This window comes from Bradyrhizobium betae, assembly GCF_004123905.1.
In the GTDB taxonomy this organism is placed as follows: Bacteria; Pseudomonadota; Alphaproteobacteria; order Rhizobiales; family Xanthobacteraceae; genus Bradyrhizobium; species Bradyrhizobium betae_A.
The window spans coordinates 66643-81213 of record NZ_MZXW01000047.1; the positions used below are offsets into that span (position 1 = coordinate 66643).

Consider the following 14571-nt stretch of genomic DNA (forward strand, 5'->3'; position numbering starts at 1 on the left):
CCGTCCCAAAGAACAGGCAACTCGACGGCGAGCTCTGCTGTAGATCATTCGCGTCGATTTTGGACAATCCGAAATAGATCTACTACGGGGGTAATCTCGGAAGTACCGGTTCTACGGTTTTGCCTGTTGAGGGCGTCGGTTTGGAAGTGTATCACGCGACCAGACGGAGCCTCGAACGAGGCTACGCTAGTCGCGGCTTCCCCTCCTAAGCGCTCCTGCTATCCGAATTGCCGATCACACATCGCCATGCTGCCAGGCGCTCGCCAGGATGTTGCTTCATCCACTCGGCGAGCTGCGGCGCGCCCATAAGGCAGGACTGCATCGACACGTTAGCGGAGTCCGAGGTGGTGACGGTCTTCTCGTGGCAGTTTGTCGGCGAAGAGAGACTGCAAAGCACGGCGATGATCTTGATCACGGCAGGAGAATCCCGTTGCTACGATGGACGTCGGCGTCGCTGACCGTATAATTGATCGGTGCCCTGTCCCGATGTTCGTTGAACAAATCAATTGCCGGAAATATGCTGTCATATATCGCGCGGGCCCCTCGAATGAGACGGGCGCGCTCGCGCTCAGACTTCGGGACAAATCGAACAGTTTCGTCCATATCCGCTCCACACACCGGTTACACGAGTAATCCGCAATTAGAGAACACGTCCGCCATAAACTGATGTCACTCATCTTCGATTTAGAGACAGCAATCCCGACTTTGACGCTCTGCAGGCGATCGCGAACGGCAAAGTCTGGACCGCGCCCAGCATATCCCTACCTTCGCCACGCATTTTTCCGCAGTTGAGCCGTGGTGCTGCCGATCAGGCCACATAAGTCAATCGCCTTCAGCGTTAGCAGCCGATCGAGCGGCTACTTTGGTCGCATCAACATGCGAGGCGTTCTCAGCTCGCCGCTGGTAGTCGTCGGCAAGGCCCTTAAGCTGACCCGCAATCGCTCGGTCGGTCATGGCCTGGGCAGCGCGAAGCAAAGTCTCTGCTGTTTTTCAGGTATTCCTTGCCTCGTTGCGAGATCTGCTGAATCGTCATAAGGCTCTCGCACGGTTCCGTGTCGCTTGGTCTGAAGCGGGTTGGCGCCAGGGCAGCCAATTTCGGTCACTTGCCCGGCGATCTCTGAATCGATCGACGCACTTCTTGGAACAAAGAGGGGCTCGGCACGAGTAGTACCGAACGAGACCAAACCTGCCATCACAGACCGCGCATCGCGCGGCTCTGCCACATGTGAGACTGTCGGAGCAGTTCGGCATTGTCGACTCCTCTTGGTGTTATCGTCGTGGCTCGTCGATCATTCTTCTTGCATCCACCGCATCTCTTTCGGTGTTCGCTTTTCCGCCAAATCCCACTTAAGATGATCGCGAGCCTCGATTCAATTGAACGTGGGTACTCGTCGTGGAGCCTAAGTCATCTTCGAATGATACTTAGGCTTAGGCCGGTCACATCTGTCGATGCGGCACTTCGATTTGCCGGCGGTATGGGGATCATGCTCCTGTCGTGGTCTCTAGCGTATCGTACACACCTGGGGACTCTTTGATCACTCGTGACCCGTTTAGCGGAACAATGTGGTTTCGCTCTTTCCCCTCGACAGAGGCAAGTCATATCGTCCGCCATTCTCCGGGATCGCAGCAATTCAGCGAATGCTCGCTACGGCGTTAGCTCCGGAGGAACGCATTTCCTTACGCGGCCCGGCGCTCATAAGTCCGTACGTCCATCTTTCACCCGACTTCGCCCCCCGGACGGCTGCCGACTAACCAATCGTCGGGTCGTCTGGCGGACCTTGGCTCTTGTCTCATGCTGAAGAGACGGATTGGCTCCTTGCAGCCGCGCAATAGGTGGACACCCTCGTCGACAAACGCTTTTGCGATCTCTGGACTGCCCTCTACCAACAACGCCTCCACGAAATTTTCGGTAACCAGCACCGGAGCATCGATAATTCGGCAATGCGCTTCAACGCGGCTCGCGATATTCACGGTGTCGCCGACCAAGGTGAGCTCGAGCCGCCTTTCGCTGCCGACATCTCCCTGGACGACCTCGCCGCAGTGAATGCCGACGGCGATGCGGACGGCAGCCTTGTTGCAGCGGACGCGCCGCTGGTTCCAGCATTCGATTGAGTTCACGATTTCCAGAGCACACAGAGCCGCATTTGTCGCATCTCGCCGACTCGTCAGGGGCGGGCCAAAAAATGCCATCAGCCCGTCGCCCAGATATTTGTCAACCGATCCATGATTCGAGAAAACCGCCTCGCTCAACAATTGAAGCAGATCGCGCAGCATGCTGATGACAACGTCCGGAGACTTTCCGGACGAATACGCGGTAAAACCTATCATATCGACAAAAAGCACCGTGGCGGGTTGGCGACGTGCAAAGGAAAATGGAGCACGAATGTCGACAAGCTGGTCGACAATCTTCGGCGAGAAGAAGCGAGTGAGGTTTGCTCGCTGCCGCTCAACTTCCTCGACGCGCAGATTTGCCGAGACGTTCCGGAGCACCAGGATGGTGGCAATCAGGATCGAAATCAGGCTCACGCCAAACCGCAACGGGGCGACTCCATCCGCCTCAAATCCGTGCATGAGCGCGTAGCTGAGGACCGTAAGGAGTGCACAGGTGACGCCCGTGGTCACGATGCCGCGGCGATGTAGGTCATGAGCGGAAACCAAGACAACGATCACGTACAGGGACGCCACTGCAAAGTGGAGGGACGTCAGCGTATCGATAAGAAAAATGCCGGCCGCGAGCGCGACCGCCACGGAAAGAGAACGGAGCCCGGCAAGACAACGCAGCATCGAATCATCGCTTTCCCTTCGACGGATCGGCTAACTACGGGCCGCCGCCGACCTCCGAAGTGGCCGCTCGGCTTCGGAGCCGTACGCTAAGGCAAGAACTCGGACCGTCGAGACGTGCATGGCTCATTACCGCCCATCCTAGGCCATTCGCCGGTCGGACGAGACTTGAAACCAATGCCGTCCGCCCGAGTATAGTGCTTCCCAACGCGGCCTAGGCACCTCTCAACCCGCCACTGCGACAATCGGCTTACTCTTCGCCGGTGCTTTATCCGCGTTCTTCGACCAGGACCGGTAGTACGCCAGCGCGGTCATCATCAGGATCCCGACAATGCTGACCACGATCTGGATCCAGGTCGCGCCGGAACTCTCGACCAGAACGACATGTGCAGCAAAGGACAGGAATATCCCGGCGCAAAACACTTCAAGCGACTGCTGACCGCATTTGATCGCGGGCCGAAACATCCGCCATTCGAGCCCTGGCCAATCGCGTGGCAGCAAACGAACGACAAAGAACGCGAACACAACAAAGTGCAGCAGGCGATAAGGCGCGAGGTTGGTCTTGTCGTTCGGATTGAACGCACCATAGATATCCGGCGGGATCAGTGCGCGCAGTTCGTCAGACCGGGCCGCCATTGTCATCACCAGAGCGAAAAGAAGATAGCCGATGCCGAGCACCAACGCGGTACGCGACCGGATGAACGGCATCGCCTGTGCCGACCCACCAAGCGCGAACCAAGCCCCGAACGTAAACAGAAACTGCCATGCGAATGGATTGAAATACCAGACGCCAGTTGGATAGGCTGCAACGTTCCATCCGAAGTACCTGGCCATCAAATAGAGCAAGGCCGAAGCGGCCAGCGTCATATTGGGTCTGCGCAGCATCAGCCATAGTATCGGGGGGAAGACGCCCATCAGAACGATGTAAAGCGGCAGCACATCCATGTTCACAGGCTTGAAGCGAAGCATCAATCCCTCGAACAAAAACGGCGCGGGATTTGCCAGGAAACCCCGTATGTTAAAGTCGTCCGTAAAACTGGAGTTGCCATAACTCTGCGCGACATATCCGATTTCGGCGAGGTAGAGCACGAAAAGGAATACGTGAGCGACGTAGATCTGCCAGACGCGCTTGAGAAGCCTCGATGCGCCGATGATAAACCCGCGTTCGAGCATCATCCGCGCGAAGACAAAGGCGACAGTGTAACCGGAAATGAAGATGAAGAGATCCGCAGCATCGCTGAAGCCATAGTTCCGCGTTGTCACCCAGTTCACGATGTTGTTGGGGATATGATCGAGGAAGATTCCCCAGTTTGCCACACCTCGGAACAGGTCCAGCCGGAGATCACGGCCTTTCGTCGGCAGCGTAGCGAGACTCTTCATCGTCAATGCACCGAAGCTCCAACGCGCGGCATCAGGTCCGCCACTTGCTTACCCGCGCAGCGCCCATAGAGCCTACGCCGGCATTTCGACGCTATCGCGCCGAGCATCGCTGCCCGACTACTACGCGTATTGTACAATCGTGCGCATGCTTGATTAGCTCTCGTTCAAGGGAAGTCGATTCGGAGCAGGATGACACCGACAGAAGCATGACCTTTAATTTGCTTCCGGGGAATGCCAGCCTATCGATGTGTCACGACGTACGACCCGATTACGCGAGGGCCTCGACATCGAGCGCCTCTCTGTCTGCTCAAACCAACAGCACACCTCGACCGACTTCTGGAACCCGTTGGGACCGCGCGCTCTTGCCACGTGAGCGGATGCTACCGACCTGGCCCTCCTATGCTTGGCTCGCACGTTCGGCAGATAGGCACCAACCGGCCGAGCATCTGGTTTTGGTTGCGCCACAGGGTTAGCCACGGGGTTTACACCCGTTAGATCTGTCATTTCGTCGGGCAGACGCTCGACGAGATCTCGCGCCGACGCCATGTCGATGGATGGTGGCGAGAATGTGGAGTGGTTGGTATCCAGAACAACCTTCTCCGGCCATTTGCGAGCGGATTCGATCCGGATGGACGCGCTATCGATGATCGCCGGTCGATCAGGAAACCGGTCCGGCAGCTCCGGCAACGAGCAGCCGGCTATCAGCAGAAGAACGGCGAGTGTGCTCCCGCAAACCCCAAAATATCCTGCCACAGGCAACGTGGTAAGCTCAGGCAATCTGAGCGATCTCGATTGACCCATGACAGCAATGCTTGGCCGCGTTCACACAGTGTAGAAAATCCACCAGGGTGCCTCACCGCGCTCTGGGAAAGCAACCTTGATTAGAGGAAATTGTCTTTCATCATCTGCCGGACGTGTCCTCCCACGTTGTGCAAGCCGTTGATGAAATGCAGACCAGCGGAGCCGCGCTCTCCCTGCAACCGCCGTCAAGGGATCCGCGACCTGCGCCCCCGCCTGCACAGCGAATGCTCCTGCTTCTTCGTGTCTCATCGACACCCACTCGATTTCGCTTTTATCGAGCGAACGGGCAGTCAGATTGAGCGTGTCGCCCGCCACGCCGTAACAATGTTTGACGCCCGCACCCTGCAAGGTTTCCACGATGATATCCGCGACCAGCTTGTCCATTGCGTTCGACCCACGCCGAGGCCATCCCTGCCAAAACATGCACCCAATTGCACCCCATGGCTTGTATCGGAATGCGAGGCTTTGAACCCGCCTGCTGAGACAGCGCCTGGCTGCGGATGCCGCACCTTTTGGTCAAAGCTCCATTCCAGCGCCGCGCGGATGTGACCGTATTGGCTGGAATGCGCTGAATGGTCGAAGATCCATCGCAATCTAGTTATCGCCGCGCGGCCCAAAGCTCAATGCCGGCGCCGGGCAAGCGTTTCCCGACGGATCGGAATAGGCTGCGGTTCTGTCGGCCTTTACCAGAGCCAACAGCGTTACTCTTTCCGCGGCCAGATATTCGGCGATGTATTCCGCAAGCCGGCGGAAGACCACGTTGACCTCCGCATGCTCCTCCAGTTTCTCAAGCGCATACGCCCGGGTCGTGTCCAACAACCGGTAATGTGCCTGCGTTTCGTCGACCCGAGTTGCTATCAACGACTTCTCGACCAAGCCGGCGATTGCGTCAAAAATTTCGCCGGTGTCTTCGCCGGGTTCGCCTGCGACGTGCCGTGCGCCCTCCAGAGTGAAATGGCCGACGAAAGGAGCGATGCGTCGAAGAACAATCCTCTCTGCGTCGGATAACAGATCGTAGCTCCAGTCCAGTGTAGCCTTAAGGGTCCGATGCCTGGGAACTGCCGTCCGATGGCTTAGTTTCAACAATTCCGGATGAGACACCAAGCGGGAAACAGTGTTCTCGAGGCCGATTGCGGCTACCTGACCCGCCGCCAACTCAATTGCCAACGGCATACCATCCAGCTTTCGGCACATTTCTGCAACAAGCGGCGCTTCTTGGTCGGTGAGAACGAAGCTTCCTGCCCTTGCCGCCACCCGCCGTACAAACAACTGCACGGCCGGATATCGAAGCACGGCATTTGCCGTCAGCTCTGAGCCGTCTGTTGGAAAATCAAGGGGAAGCACCCGGCAACAATGTTCGCCCTCGACTTTCAGCAATTCGCGACTTGTCGTCAGGAGATAGACCTGCTGCGTTTCTTGGTAGAGCTGTTCGGCAATCAAGGCGACCGCCTCGATCACATGCTCACAGCTATCGAGGATGATAAGGAGCTTTCGAGACCGAACCAGGTCGACCAGCTCCAAAACAGGATCGGTCGATTTAAGTGAGATTCCCAGAGACGTCGCGACAGCCCCCGCAACCTGGTGCGGATCGGTGAGGCTTTCCAGATCAACGAAATAGATCTCGCTGCCAAATTCCTCCGTCACGGCGCGGCCAACGGCCAAGGCAATCGTCGTCTTGCCGATGCCGCCGGGGCCGAGCAGCGTTACGAAACGCTCATTTCGAAGCTTGCTGCTAACCTCGCTGACCACGATTTCGCGTCCAATCATCATGATCGGTCGCACTGGAAGCCTGCCTTGGTGCCGGGACTCAGGATTCCGGCTTTCCCTGGCGCCTCCGAGGGCGACCACTGCGCCGACGAACGAGTAGCCCCGTCCCTTTACGTTCGTGATGTATCGGTTGCCGAACTGGCCGTCATCAAGCGCTTTGCGGATCGCAGCGACGTGGACCCGGAGATTCCCCTCCTCCACGGTGACGTCTGACCAAACGCGATCAATCAGTTCCTGCTTCGCTACGACCGCCCCCGGGCGGTCGGCAAGGTAGATCAAGATATCCAGCGCACGACCCCCGAGGGGAAGCACCTGACCGTCGCGCCGGATCACCCTCTCGCCAATCGAAAGCTCGAAAGGGCCGAACCCCAGCTTCCTATGAATTACGGTGCCAGACATATGTCAGCCAAATGACGGGTTTTTCCCGGCCTGCATGCCGGCGAATGCCGCGCTTGTGCGTACTGCTGTTGCGCGCAGCCAGCATCATGGATGGCTTTCGGCCGGGCGATCTATTGCACGTGAGTAATGCAAGTTACGCATGTGGTATCGCGTTGCCTAAGCTTTGGTTTAGAAGCCGCTCGGGGGAGGAACTTTCACGCGCTAAGCTGCATGTTCGTCACTTTCACAAGCCAGTGGACCCAAAGAGATGGAGGCTGTTTGCCGCTGACCGCGCGCCCGCGGATCGAACCCAGCCGGACGTCGGCAGGACAGATACGTCAGCTTAAGATTGGTGCGATTTCTCGGGTACCAAGCCGAGCTTGGCCGCCATTCTGCCGAACTCGGGAAGCGAACGGGCGTTCAGCTTTCGCATTGCGTGGCTGCGGTGCACCTTTACCGTCGGCTCGCTGATACCGATATCGCAAGCAATCTGTTTGCTAAGGCGTCCCCGTGCGACGTGAATCATGATTTCACGCTCCCTGGGGCTGAGCGATTTAAACCGCTCCTTGAGCTCGGCCAAAGCCATTTCACCCTCCCGGCGCGCACGATCGCGAGCCAGACCGAGATGAATAGCGTCGAGCAGTTCTTCGTCGCGGAGCGGCTTGGTAAGAAATTCAATAGCACCATCCTTCATCGCCTGCACTGACATCCGGATATCGCCGTGTGCCGTGATGAAGACGATTGGGATCTCCCTATTCGCCGCAGCGAGCTCGCGCTGAAAATTGAGACCGCTTTGCCCCGGCAATCTCACGTCAAGCACCAAGCAGGCCGGACCATCCGGGGAATCGGATTTTAAAAAATCGGAAACGGACCCGAATAGCTGGGCATGAAGGCCAACCGAGCGCAACAGTCGCCCGAGCGAATTGCGAAGCTCGACATCGTCCTCTATGATCAAAACAGTGGACGTTTTCTCCTGCATCGCAGCTACTCACGATTAAAGACCACGGAAATGATCCTTTGTCGCCGTTCGCCGGTTCGGAGTGGCCGTGCGGTTCGCAGCGTAGTCCCAATCTGTGGGCGTGAATAGCACTGTTTTACGCCATGGGACTTGGGCAGCATACACCAAAGCTTACACGAACAAACTGCTAAGTCGCTGCGATTCGGCTGCATCCCTCGTGCGCGGTCAAAGAATTCGGTAGGGCGGCGGCTAAACCAAAATTTATAGGGCATTAGCATTGCCCAGTAGCACTCTTGGGCGCAGGTTGCGTTTATCGACTTCACCCGTGGATACGACAGCTAATAGCGCCACACGTATCGCGGGTTCGATCGAAGAACTGGACAACCGTATGCCGAAACCGACTTTGGTCGTGGTCGTCGAAGATGACCGTTTCTTTCTCGACTCCATGAGGAGGCTTATGAGATCGCGGGGCTACCGCGTCGAGGCGTTTCCGTCGGCAGCCGATTTCCTCGCTTCTCCCTATCTCAGCGAAGCCGCTTGCTTGATTGCAGACGTTCATATGCCTGCAATGACCGGACCGGACCTTTACCGACATCTCATCGCTTCAGGGTATGAGATTCCGACTATCCTCGTGACGGCCTATGCTGATGATCAAGTCCGGGCTCGCGCTTTGAAGGATGGGATCATTTGCTACCTTCCGAAGCCGGTCGACGAGAAGCGGCTACTAGCCTGTCTTCATGCGGCTCTCCATTCTCGGGAGCCGACTGAGGATGATTCGTGAATTCTTCTACCGGGCTAGGGACGGTAAACTGAAATACGGTTCCCCTGGGTTCGTTCGCTTCTGCCCACAGCCGGCCCCCATGTGCGTCGATGATGGTCTGGCAGATCGACAACCCCATTCCCATTCCGCCTGACTTCGTGGTGTAAAAGGCCTCGAAAACGCGATCGAGACATTCTGGGTCAATGCCAGGCCCAGTATCGTGCACTGCGACGATAATGTCATTTGTCCGACTTTGCTCGGTACTAATCAACAACTCTCGTGCCCCCGCCTCGATCGAACCCATGGCTTCGATCGCGTTCAAAATCAAGTTCAGGACGACTTGCTGCACTTGGATGCGATCACCTTGAATGGGATACATCCGCTCCCTTAGGCGAGTCTTGACGGAGACGCCTGTTTCGGCGATTGCGCTCTGGGCTAGTTCAATTACCTCGTCGATAGCCCTATTGAGATCAAAGCAATCGTTGCGTGGTGGCGCTTTCTTGATGTGATCTCTGATGCGGTCAATGATGCCTCCGGCTCGATCGGCATCGCCTACGATGCAGCCCAGGGCTTCCCTGACCTCGTCAAGTTCTGGCGGCTGCTTATCCAAGAAATTCAGAGCCGCACGGGCGTTGTTGCGTGCCGTAGCGATCGGTTGCTTCACTTCGTGAGCGATCGAAGCCGTGAGCTGTCCCATGGTGTCGACGCGGTTGGCGTGCGCCAGCTGCATCTGCACCTTGCGCAAGGCCTCTTCGGCGCGCTTACGCTCGATAAACTGACCGATCTGGCTGCCGATGGTGGCCAGCGCATTGAGCAATTCCTGATCGGGCTGCCTGATCTCGCAACTGAAAAACTCAATCACGCCCAGGGCCTCGCCCCCGAGCAAGATCGGAAAGCCGAAGGCTGCATGTAGCCCTTCTCGCTCGGCTATCGGGCCGCGCGGGAAGTTCTCATCAGGAACGACATCGGGAACGTATTCGGGCTGGAGGCTGGACCACACTCGGCCCGGTAGTCCCAAGCCCGGCAGGAAAGTGAATTCCCGGCTGACTCTTTCAAACTCCGGGACTTCTATCGTGGCCTTATGCCAGAGCTCGACACAGCGCAGCGCCTCGGCCTCCCGATCCACGCGCCAAAGCGCGCCCACGTCCCATCCCAGACACTCGCCCATAGCCCACAGGATTCTCGGCGTGGCCTCTTCGATCGTGGCAGCTTCCGTTAAAATCTGCGCGACCGTGTGCTGCACGCGGAGGCGTTCCTCGGCGCGCTTGCGATCCTCGATATCGTAGGCGGTACCGTACCACTTGATAATCTTGCCGTTCTCGTTTCGCGCAGTGACACGGTCGATAGCGAACCAGCGATACTGTCCGTCGGCACGTCGGACGCGCTCCTCCGTATGCCACGGCTCGCCGGTGGCAAGGGCGTCACGCCACATTTTCTCACCGGTGGTGACGTCGTCGGGATGCGCCACGACGGACCATTCCGTGCCGAGCGCAGCCTCGTCGGAAAGGCCCGTGTATTTTTTCCAGGCGGCGTTGACGAAGTCGCGCCTGGCATCTGCCGAATAGCTCGCCACCGGAATTGGGATGGTATCGATCATCTGCCGCAGTTCTCGCCGCGCCTCGGCGAGTTGAGCCTCTCTCTCGCGCAGCGCATCTTCCCCGCGCTTGCGCTCCGTCAAATCGAGGACGAACGCGACGCCCTCGTCGTCGCCCTTTTCGAACAGCGCGCCTCCAATCAGCACAGGTACGCGGCTGCCGTCTATTCGGAAAAACTCTTTCTCATAGGGCTGAGCAACAGTATTGAAGTATAGCTCTCGTAGGGCACGCTTGTCGTGCTCCCGCCATTCCGGTGGGGTCAGGTCCGTCCAGCGTACACGACCTGAAACAAGATCCTCCCGGTCATGTCCTACGAGACGAAGAAACGCGTCATTGGCCTCAAGAACCCGACCTTCCAAGCCCGTGATGAAAATTCCAATGATGTTTGCGTCGACTAGGCGCCGAATCTTCGCCTCGCGCTCCCGCAATGCCTCCTCGGCCCGCTTGCGCTCCGTTAGATCGAGCACGAATGCGACGCCCTCGTTTCGTTGGTCGCCGAAGGCAGCCAAACCGATCAACACGGGCACGCGGCCCCCATCTTTCCGAAAGTATTCTTTCTCGAATGGTTGGACTGCCCCATTCATTTTCAGCTCCGTATCAGTCCGCGCGTCGCGCTCCCGCCATTCCGGCGGCGTCAGGTCCGTTCGGGTCAGGCGACCCGAGATAAGATCCTCTCGATTGAACCCGCCCATCCGGAGAAAGGCGTCATTAGCCTCAAGAATGCGGCCTTCGGCATCCCAGATGATGATTCCGATGATGTTCGCGTCCATCAGGCGCCGGATCTTTACCTCGTGCTGTTCGAGCTGGCCTTGCAGTGTTGCGAACGACTTCAAGTCAGCCTGCAACATGTCCCGGAAGTGCAGCACTAGCTTGAGATAAGCCGCACTATATTCGTTCCTTTTATTGTCGCGAACGCAAATCGTACCGAACAAGCGGCCATCAGGCCAGGCGATCGGGACGCCCAGGTAAGAGATCATCCCCTGCCTGACATGCGGGTTCACTTTCCATGCTTCGTTCTCGCGAGCGTCAGGGACGAGCAGCGGCTGACCAGTCTTCATGACGGTCTCACAGTAAGGTCCCGCATCAAGAGCGCCCGGTTCGCAAGGATTCCCCTTGGACGTACTTGAGACGAAAACTTTGATGTGAGGGGGCTCGACTCGCATTATGGAGGCAGACGGAACGTGCATGATTTCGGCAAGGAGATCCACAAACTCTTGCCATTTTCGGACGATTTCAGGTGGCACTGCGATCGAATGTGCCGCACTCGAACTGCGATCTTGCAGCTCGGAAGCCATCCCTCGATGAATACTCCCGGTCATGTGGAGCGTTCCTGGGCTTAGACGGTGAGGCAGTATAACAGCTACTGCCGCAGTTCGCGACAGCTCACTTGTCCGTCCAAACCAAGGATGCGGCCAAACATCCAACGCCCGCTGTGGGTCGAAATCGACAGTTTGGCTCTGTGCCGATCACTTCCGGGATATGCGCATGTTGCTACACCGCAATAACTGACGCTTTGTGCCCACTCGAATTCAACGAGGCCGCCAACTGGGGCGGCCTTTGCTGGACGCCTAGTTGTAGGATCGCCAGAGCTGAGAGCTGCGTCGCGTCATTGATACCGATTTGCCCGATCTTGATGATCGGCGAGATGTTGACTAATTCGATCGAACCGCGCCGGCCGCACGATGGTTGTGCCTTACTATACGGCCGGCCAGCGGCGCGCTGCTGCTCGCCATTGGCTGACCGGCACGGATGGGCGTGAACGGGCCGCCCTCCAACGGATGCCGCTTCTATCTGATAAGGAAAATGTTTCGACATTTGGTCGTGGACCGCGGGCACTTATTTCAGCTGTCCATTCAGTCCGGGCTTTTTGAGATCCCTACCCGTGAGACGACGTCTATCACCTTGTCACCCTGCACCGCCACGATCGCGCTCGGTCTTAAGATCGTTAAGAACACCAAGAACAATAGGACCCAGACCACAACCATACCGAGACTAGCAAGTTCCTTCACCCCGCTGCTCTCCAGCTACAATGCCACCGCTTGTGGTAGGGCTTGTCTGCGGTCTCATTTCACGACTACGAGGCGGCGATCAGCTCGGGTAGCTATCGCACTCAAACGTTCGATCCCTTCGGTCCTCGCAGCTATAGTTCAAGCAGCGAAATCCAGAGTTCGTTAATGCATCCCACTATGCATCTTCAACGAGACCCGCTCTTGTACGTAGCTGTTCGGATTTGAACGTATGTGGCGCGCGACACATGCCGCCGGACCACCCCGAACTAGCAACTTAAACCAGCAACACCTGCCGCGAGTGTTCCTCGATGATCAATCCGACCTCGCGATGGGTTATTGCACGGGGTTTTTGGTGATCGAGGTGTTGCATCGAGATAACGAACAAACGGGAAATCCAGAGGAATCGTGCCGTTGAGAGCACATTTCGACAAGCATTCTCATCTGAAGCCTCCCATAGATTCGATGGAATGCAACGACCTCTGTTCGGCGCTGGTTCCGCATGGGTAGCGGGTTCGGTCCCCGGTAATTCGGCTTCCGTAACCCGGGTAATCGGCCAGTGCCCTCGTGGCATAGAAAGCCCATGTTGAGTATCGCAATATGAACCAGCCTCCTAAGCCGTTGTCGTTCCACGTGGGAAAGAGCCGATGTGTCACCACGTGCGGCAGAAACAACGCCCGTCATCGTGGATGGCGTTCGACCGAACCGTAGGCACAACTATGAAATTGCGAAAGTTGACTTTCGCGGGAGCTAGCTGATGTTGAAAACGAGACTCATCGCGTCTGTGATTTTGTCGGCCTTGGTCTTCGCTTCGCCGGAGGCGACTGCCAAATCGAATGAAACACCGCATGCGCTAGACGGACAGAATTCCGAACTTGAAGGGACTATTGATCGTGAGCTGGAGATGTTCCGCAACGCGCAAGTATCCCTGCAGCAGGCAATGCTGATTGCCGAGAGATTACACACCGGATCGAGAGTTGTTGACATCAGCTTCGATGGCGGGGCGAACCCGCCGGTCTATAGAGTGAAGAACATTCACAAAGAGCAAATTTGGGAGCATTCTATTGACGCTAGGACAGGAAGCAGCATTGCAGGTGACAAACGGGCGCTGTCGGTTAAGGGCCTTGAACCACTGGATCGACGCAACTTATTGGCGTTGAAATCCGTTCGGCAGAACCTGTCGGATGCCGTCGTCGTCGCGGAACGATCGGCGCGCGGAAAGGCAATCAGCGGAGGTTTAATGGATGAGGACGGGACACTGTATTTTGTGATTGTTGTGGATACTGCCGAGGGTCTAAAGCAGGTGCTTTTAGAGCCGCCTCGAGACCGATGACCCCGCGGCCGATCAATTTAAGTACCGACAATTTGTACTGAATGCTGGCCATCCCGTCTTCGACTGCTTCGCAGCTTCCGGTTCCTACGATGTTCGCTCGGCAAGTCTTACAGGCTATGGACGATCATGCAGCGGGGCACAAGTGAGCCGCCCGGAATGTGGATCGGCAACTCGCTGATCGCGTTCAAGCTCGCGCGTTTGGGCAGCATGGGCGAGTTGCTCAAGAAAGGGCAACAATCAGCATAAGGAGGGCACCCTCCCTCCCCGAATGAAGCGGCTGATAGCGACAAGCGGTCGCGTCGCCAACGTCCCGCCGCCGAATTCGACGCGGCCATTGAAAGCGACAAGCCCCCCCATGTGGCGAGGCTTTCGTCTACTCAGTGCGGAACTGGTCGGAAGGACGAGCGCTATAAACCTTCGTATCGTTCCGTGACCGCTTTAGTTGCCCGACGTTTACCTACGTCCAATTGCGCTGCTGATCGCGATCGTCTTAGCTCGGGTATGCGGTAGTGCTCCCGCTATCGCTGCCCCCTTGGGCGTTTCCTCCCTAGACTTGGGCCGCTTGTGGCAACGCAGGCGGCCTTCCCTTTTGGTGTATGCCGCCACGTCCGCAGCAATTCCGCGCCAGCAAAGATTGCAATCCTCAACCCAGCCGCCATGCCTGCTCCCGCACCTTCGACAAGCATGGGAAAACCGTATGGCCAAGACCAACTATCAGTTGACCTTGAAGGCCAAAGTCATCGGTCTTCGCAAGAGCGACGGCATTTCCACCTCAAGCGACATCGGATCCACAATTGTCTGAGGGGACCAGT

General features: G+C 57.3%; 10 protein-coding genes and 2 pseudogenes. 2 read left to right on the forward strand and 10 right to left on the reverse strand.

Annotation, left to right across the window (positions count from 1 at the left end):
* Positions 1-205 precede the first annotated feature (205 nt).
* From B5V03_RS32050 to B5V03_RS32085, 7 genes are all read right to left on the reverse strand, one after another.
* Positions 206-415: a hypothetical protein gene (locus B5V03_RS32050; RefSeq protein WP_129274392.1), complete on the reverse strand. Its 210-nt coding sequence runs from the start codon at positions 413-415 to the stop codon at positions 206-208.
* Positions 412-603 (reverse strand): hypothetical protein, encoded by a 192-nt coding sequence (locus B5V03_RS42545; RefSeq protein ID WP_129274393.1) that lies wholly within the window; start codon positions 601-603, stop codon positions 412-414. The genes B5V03_RS32050 and B5V03_RS42545 overlap by 4 nt, the downstream gene beginning before the upstream one ends.
* Before the next feature lie 1113 nt (positions 604-1716).
* On the reverse strand, positions 1717-2784 hold the full coding sequence (locus B5V03_RS32065; RefSeq protein ID WP_129274395.1) for an adenylate/guanylate cyclase domain-containing protein: 1068 nt from the start codon (positions 2782-2784) through the stop codon (positions 1717-1719).
* Between the two features lie 222 nt (positions 2785-3006).
* Positions 3007-4161 carry an OpgC domain-containing protein gene (locus tag B5V03_RS32070; protein WP_129274396.1) on the reverse strand — a complete coding sequence of 385 codons (1155 nt, stop codon included), beginning with the start codon at positions 4159-4161 and terminating at the stop codon, positions 3007-3009.
* An 822-nt stretch (positions 4162-4983) separates the two neighbouring features.
* Positions 4984-5346 carry a thiamine pyrophosphate-binding protein gene (locus B5V03_RS32075; RefSeq protein ID WP_245502394.1) on the reverse strand — a complete coding sequence of 121 codons (363 nt, stop codon included), beginning with the start codon at positions 5344-5346 and terminating at the stop codon, positions 4984-4986.
* A gap of 210 nt (positions 5347-5556) precedes the next feature.
* Positions 5557-7128: an ATP-binding protein gene (locus tag B5V03_RS32080; protein WP_129274397.1), complete on the reverse strand. Its 1572-nt coding sequence runs from the start codon at positions 7126-7128 to the stop codon at positions 5557-5559.
* Between the two features lie 322 nt (positions 7129-7450).
* The gene (locus tag B5V03_RS32085; RefSeq protein WP_129274398.1) at positions 7451-8086 is read right to left on the reverse strand and encodes a response regulator transcription factor; all 636 of its coding nucleotides are present in this window, start codon (positions 8084-8086) and stop codon (positions 7451-7453) included.
* A gap of 436 nt (positions 8087-8522) precedes the next feature.
* Between B5V03_RS32085 and B5V03_RS32090 the strand changes: the two genes are divergently transcribed.
* Complete coding sequence (locus tag B5V03_RS32090; protein ID WP_245502401.1) at positions 8523-8846, forward strand: response regulator transcription factor; 324 nt, start codon at positions 8523-8525, stop codon at positions 8844-8846.
* On the opposite strand, the gene B5V03_RS32095 is transcribed toward B5V03_RS32090, so the two are convergent.
* The 3 genes and pseudogenes from B5V03_RS32095 to B5V03_RS42815 all read right to left on the reverse strand — a co-directional run.
* Positions 8749-10473 (reverse strand): PAS domain-containing sensor histidine kinase, encoded by a 1725-nt coding sequence (locus B5V03_RS32095; RefSeq protein WP_433995355.1) that lies wholly within the window; start codon positions 10471-10473, stop codon positions 8749-8751. The genes B5V03_RS32090 and B5V03_RS32095 overlap by 98 nt on opposite strands.
* Positions 10459-11214, reverse strand: a pseudogene (locus B5V03_RS42810) (PAS domain-containing protein); the annotation flags it as partial. The pseudogene B5V03_RS42810 and the gene B5V03_RS32095, both read right to left, overlap by 15 nt.
* Before the next feature lie 81 nt (positions 11215-11295).
* A pseudogene (locus B5V03_RS42815) lies at positions 11296-11739 on the reverse strand (GAF domain-containing protein); the annotation flags it as partial.
* A 1444-nt stretch (positions 11740-13183) separates the two neighbouring features.
* Between B5V03_RS42815 and B5V03_RS32100 the strand changes: the two are divergent.
* A complete protein-coding gene (locus tag B5V03_RS32100; protein WP_129274400.1) occupies positions 13184-13759 on the forward strand; it encodes a PepSY domain-containing protein in 576 nt (191 codons plus the stop codon).
* Positions 13760-14571 lie beyond the last annotated feature (812 nt).

Excerpts from the sequence above, each read along its gene's own strand:
- B5V03_RS32065 (WP_129274395.1), bottom strand. The coding sequence starts at position 2,784 with ATGCTGCGTTGTCTTGCCGGGCTCCGTTCTCTTTCCGTGGCGGTCGCG.
- B5V03_RS42545 (WP_129274393.1), bottom strand. The coding sequence starts at position 603 with ATGGACGAAACTGTTCGATTTGTCCCGAAGTCTGAGCGCGAGCGCGCC.
- B5V03_RS32100 (WP_129274400.1), top strand. The coding sequence starts at position 13,184 with ATGTTGAAAACGAGACTCATCGCGTCTGTGATTTTGTCGGCCTTGGTC.
- B5V03_RS32085 (WP_129274398.1), bottom strand. The coding sequence starts at position 8,086 with ATGCAGGAGAAAACGTCCACTGTTTTGATCATAGAGGACGATGTCGAG.
- B5V03_RS32080 (WP_129274397.1), bottom strand. The coding sequence starts at position 7,128 with ATGTCTGGCACCGTAATTCATAGGAAGCTGGGGTTCGGCCCTTTCGAG.
- B5V03_RS32075 (WP_245502394.1), bottom strand. The coding sequence starts at position 5,346 with ATGGACAAGCTGGTCGCGGATATCATCGTGGAAACCTTGCAGGGTGCG.
- B5V03_RS32090 (WP_245502401.1), top strand. The coding sequence starts at position 8,523 with ATGAGATCGCGGGGCTACCGCGTCGAGGCGTTTCCGTCGGCAGCCGAT.
- B5V03_RS32070 (WP_129274396.1), bottom strand. The coding sequence starts at position 4,161 with ATGAAGAGTCTCGCTACGCTGCCGACGAAAGGCCGTGATCTCCGGCTG.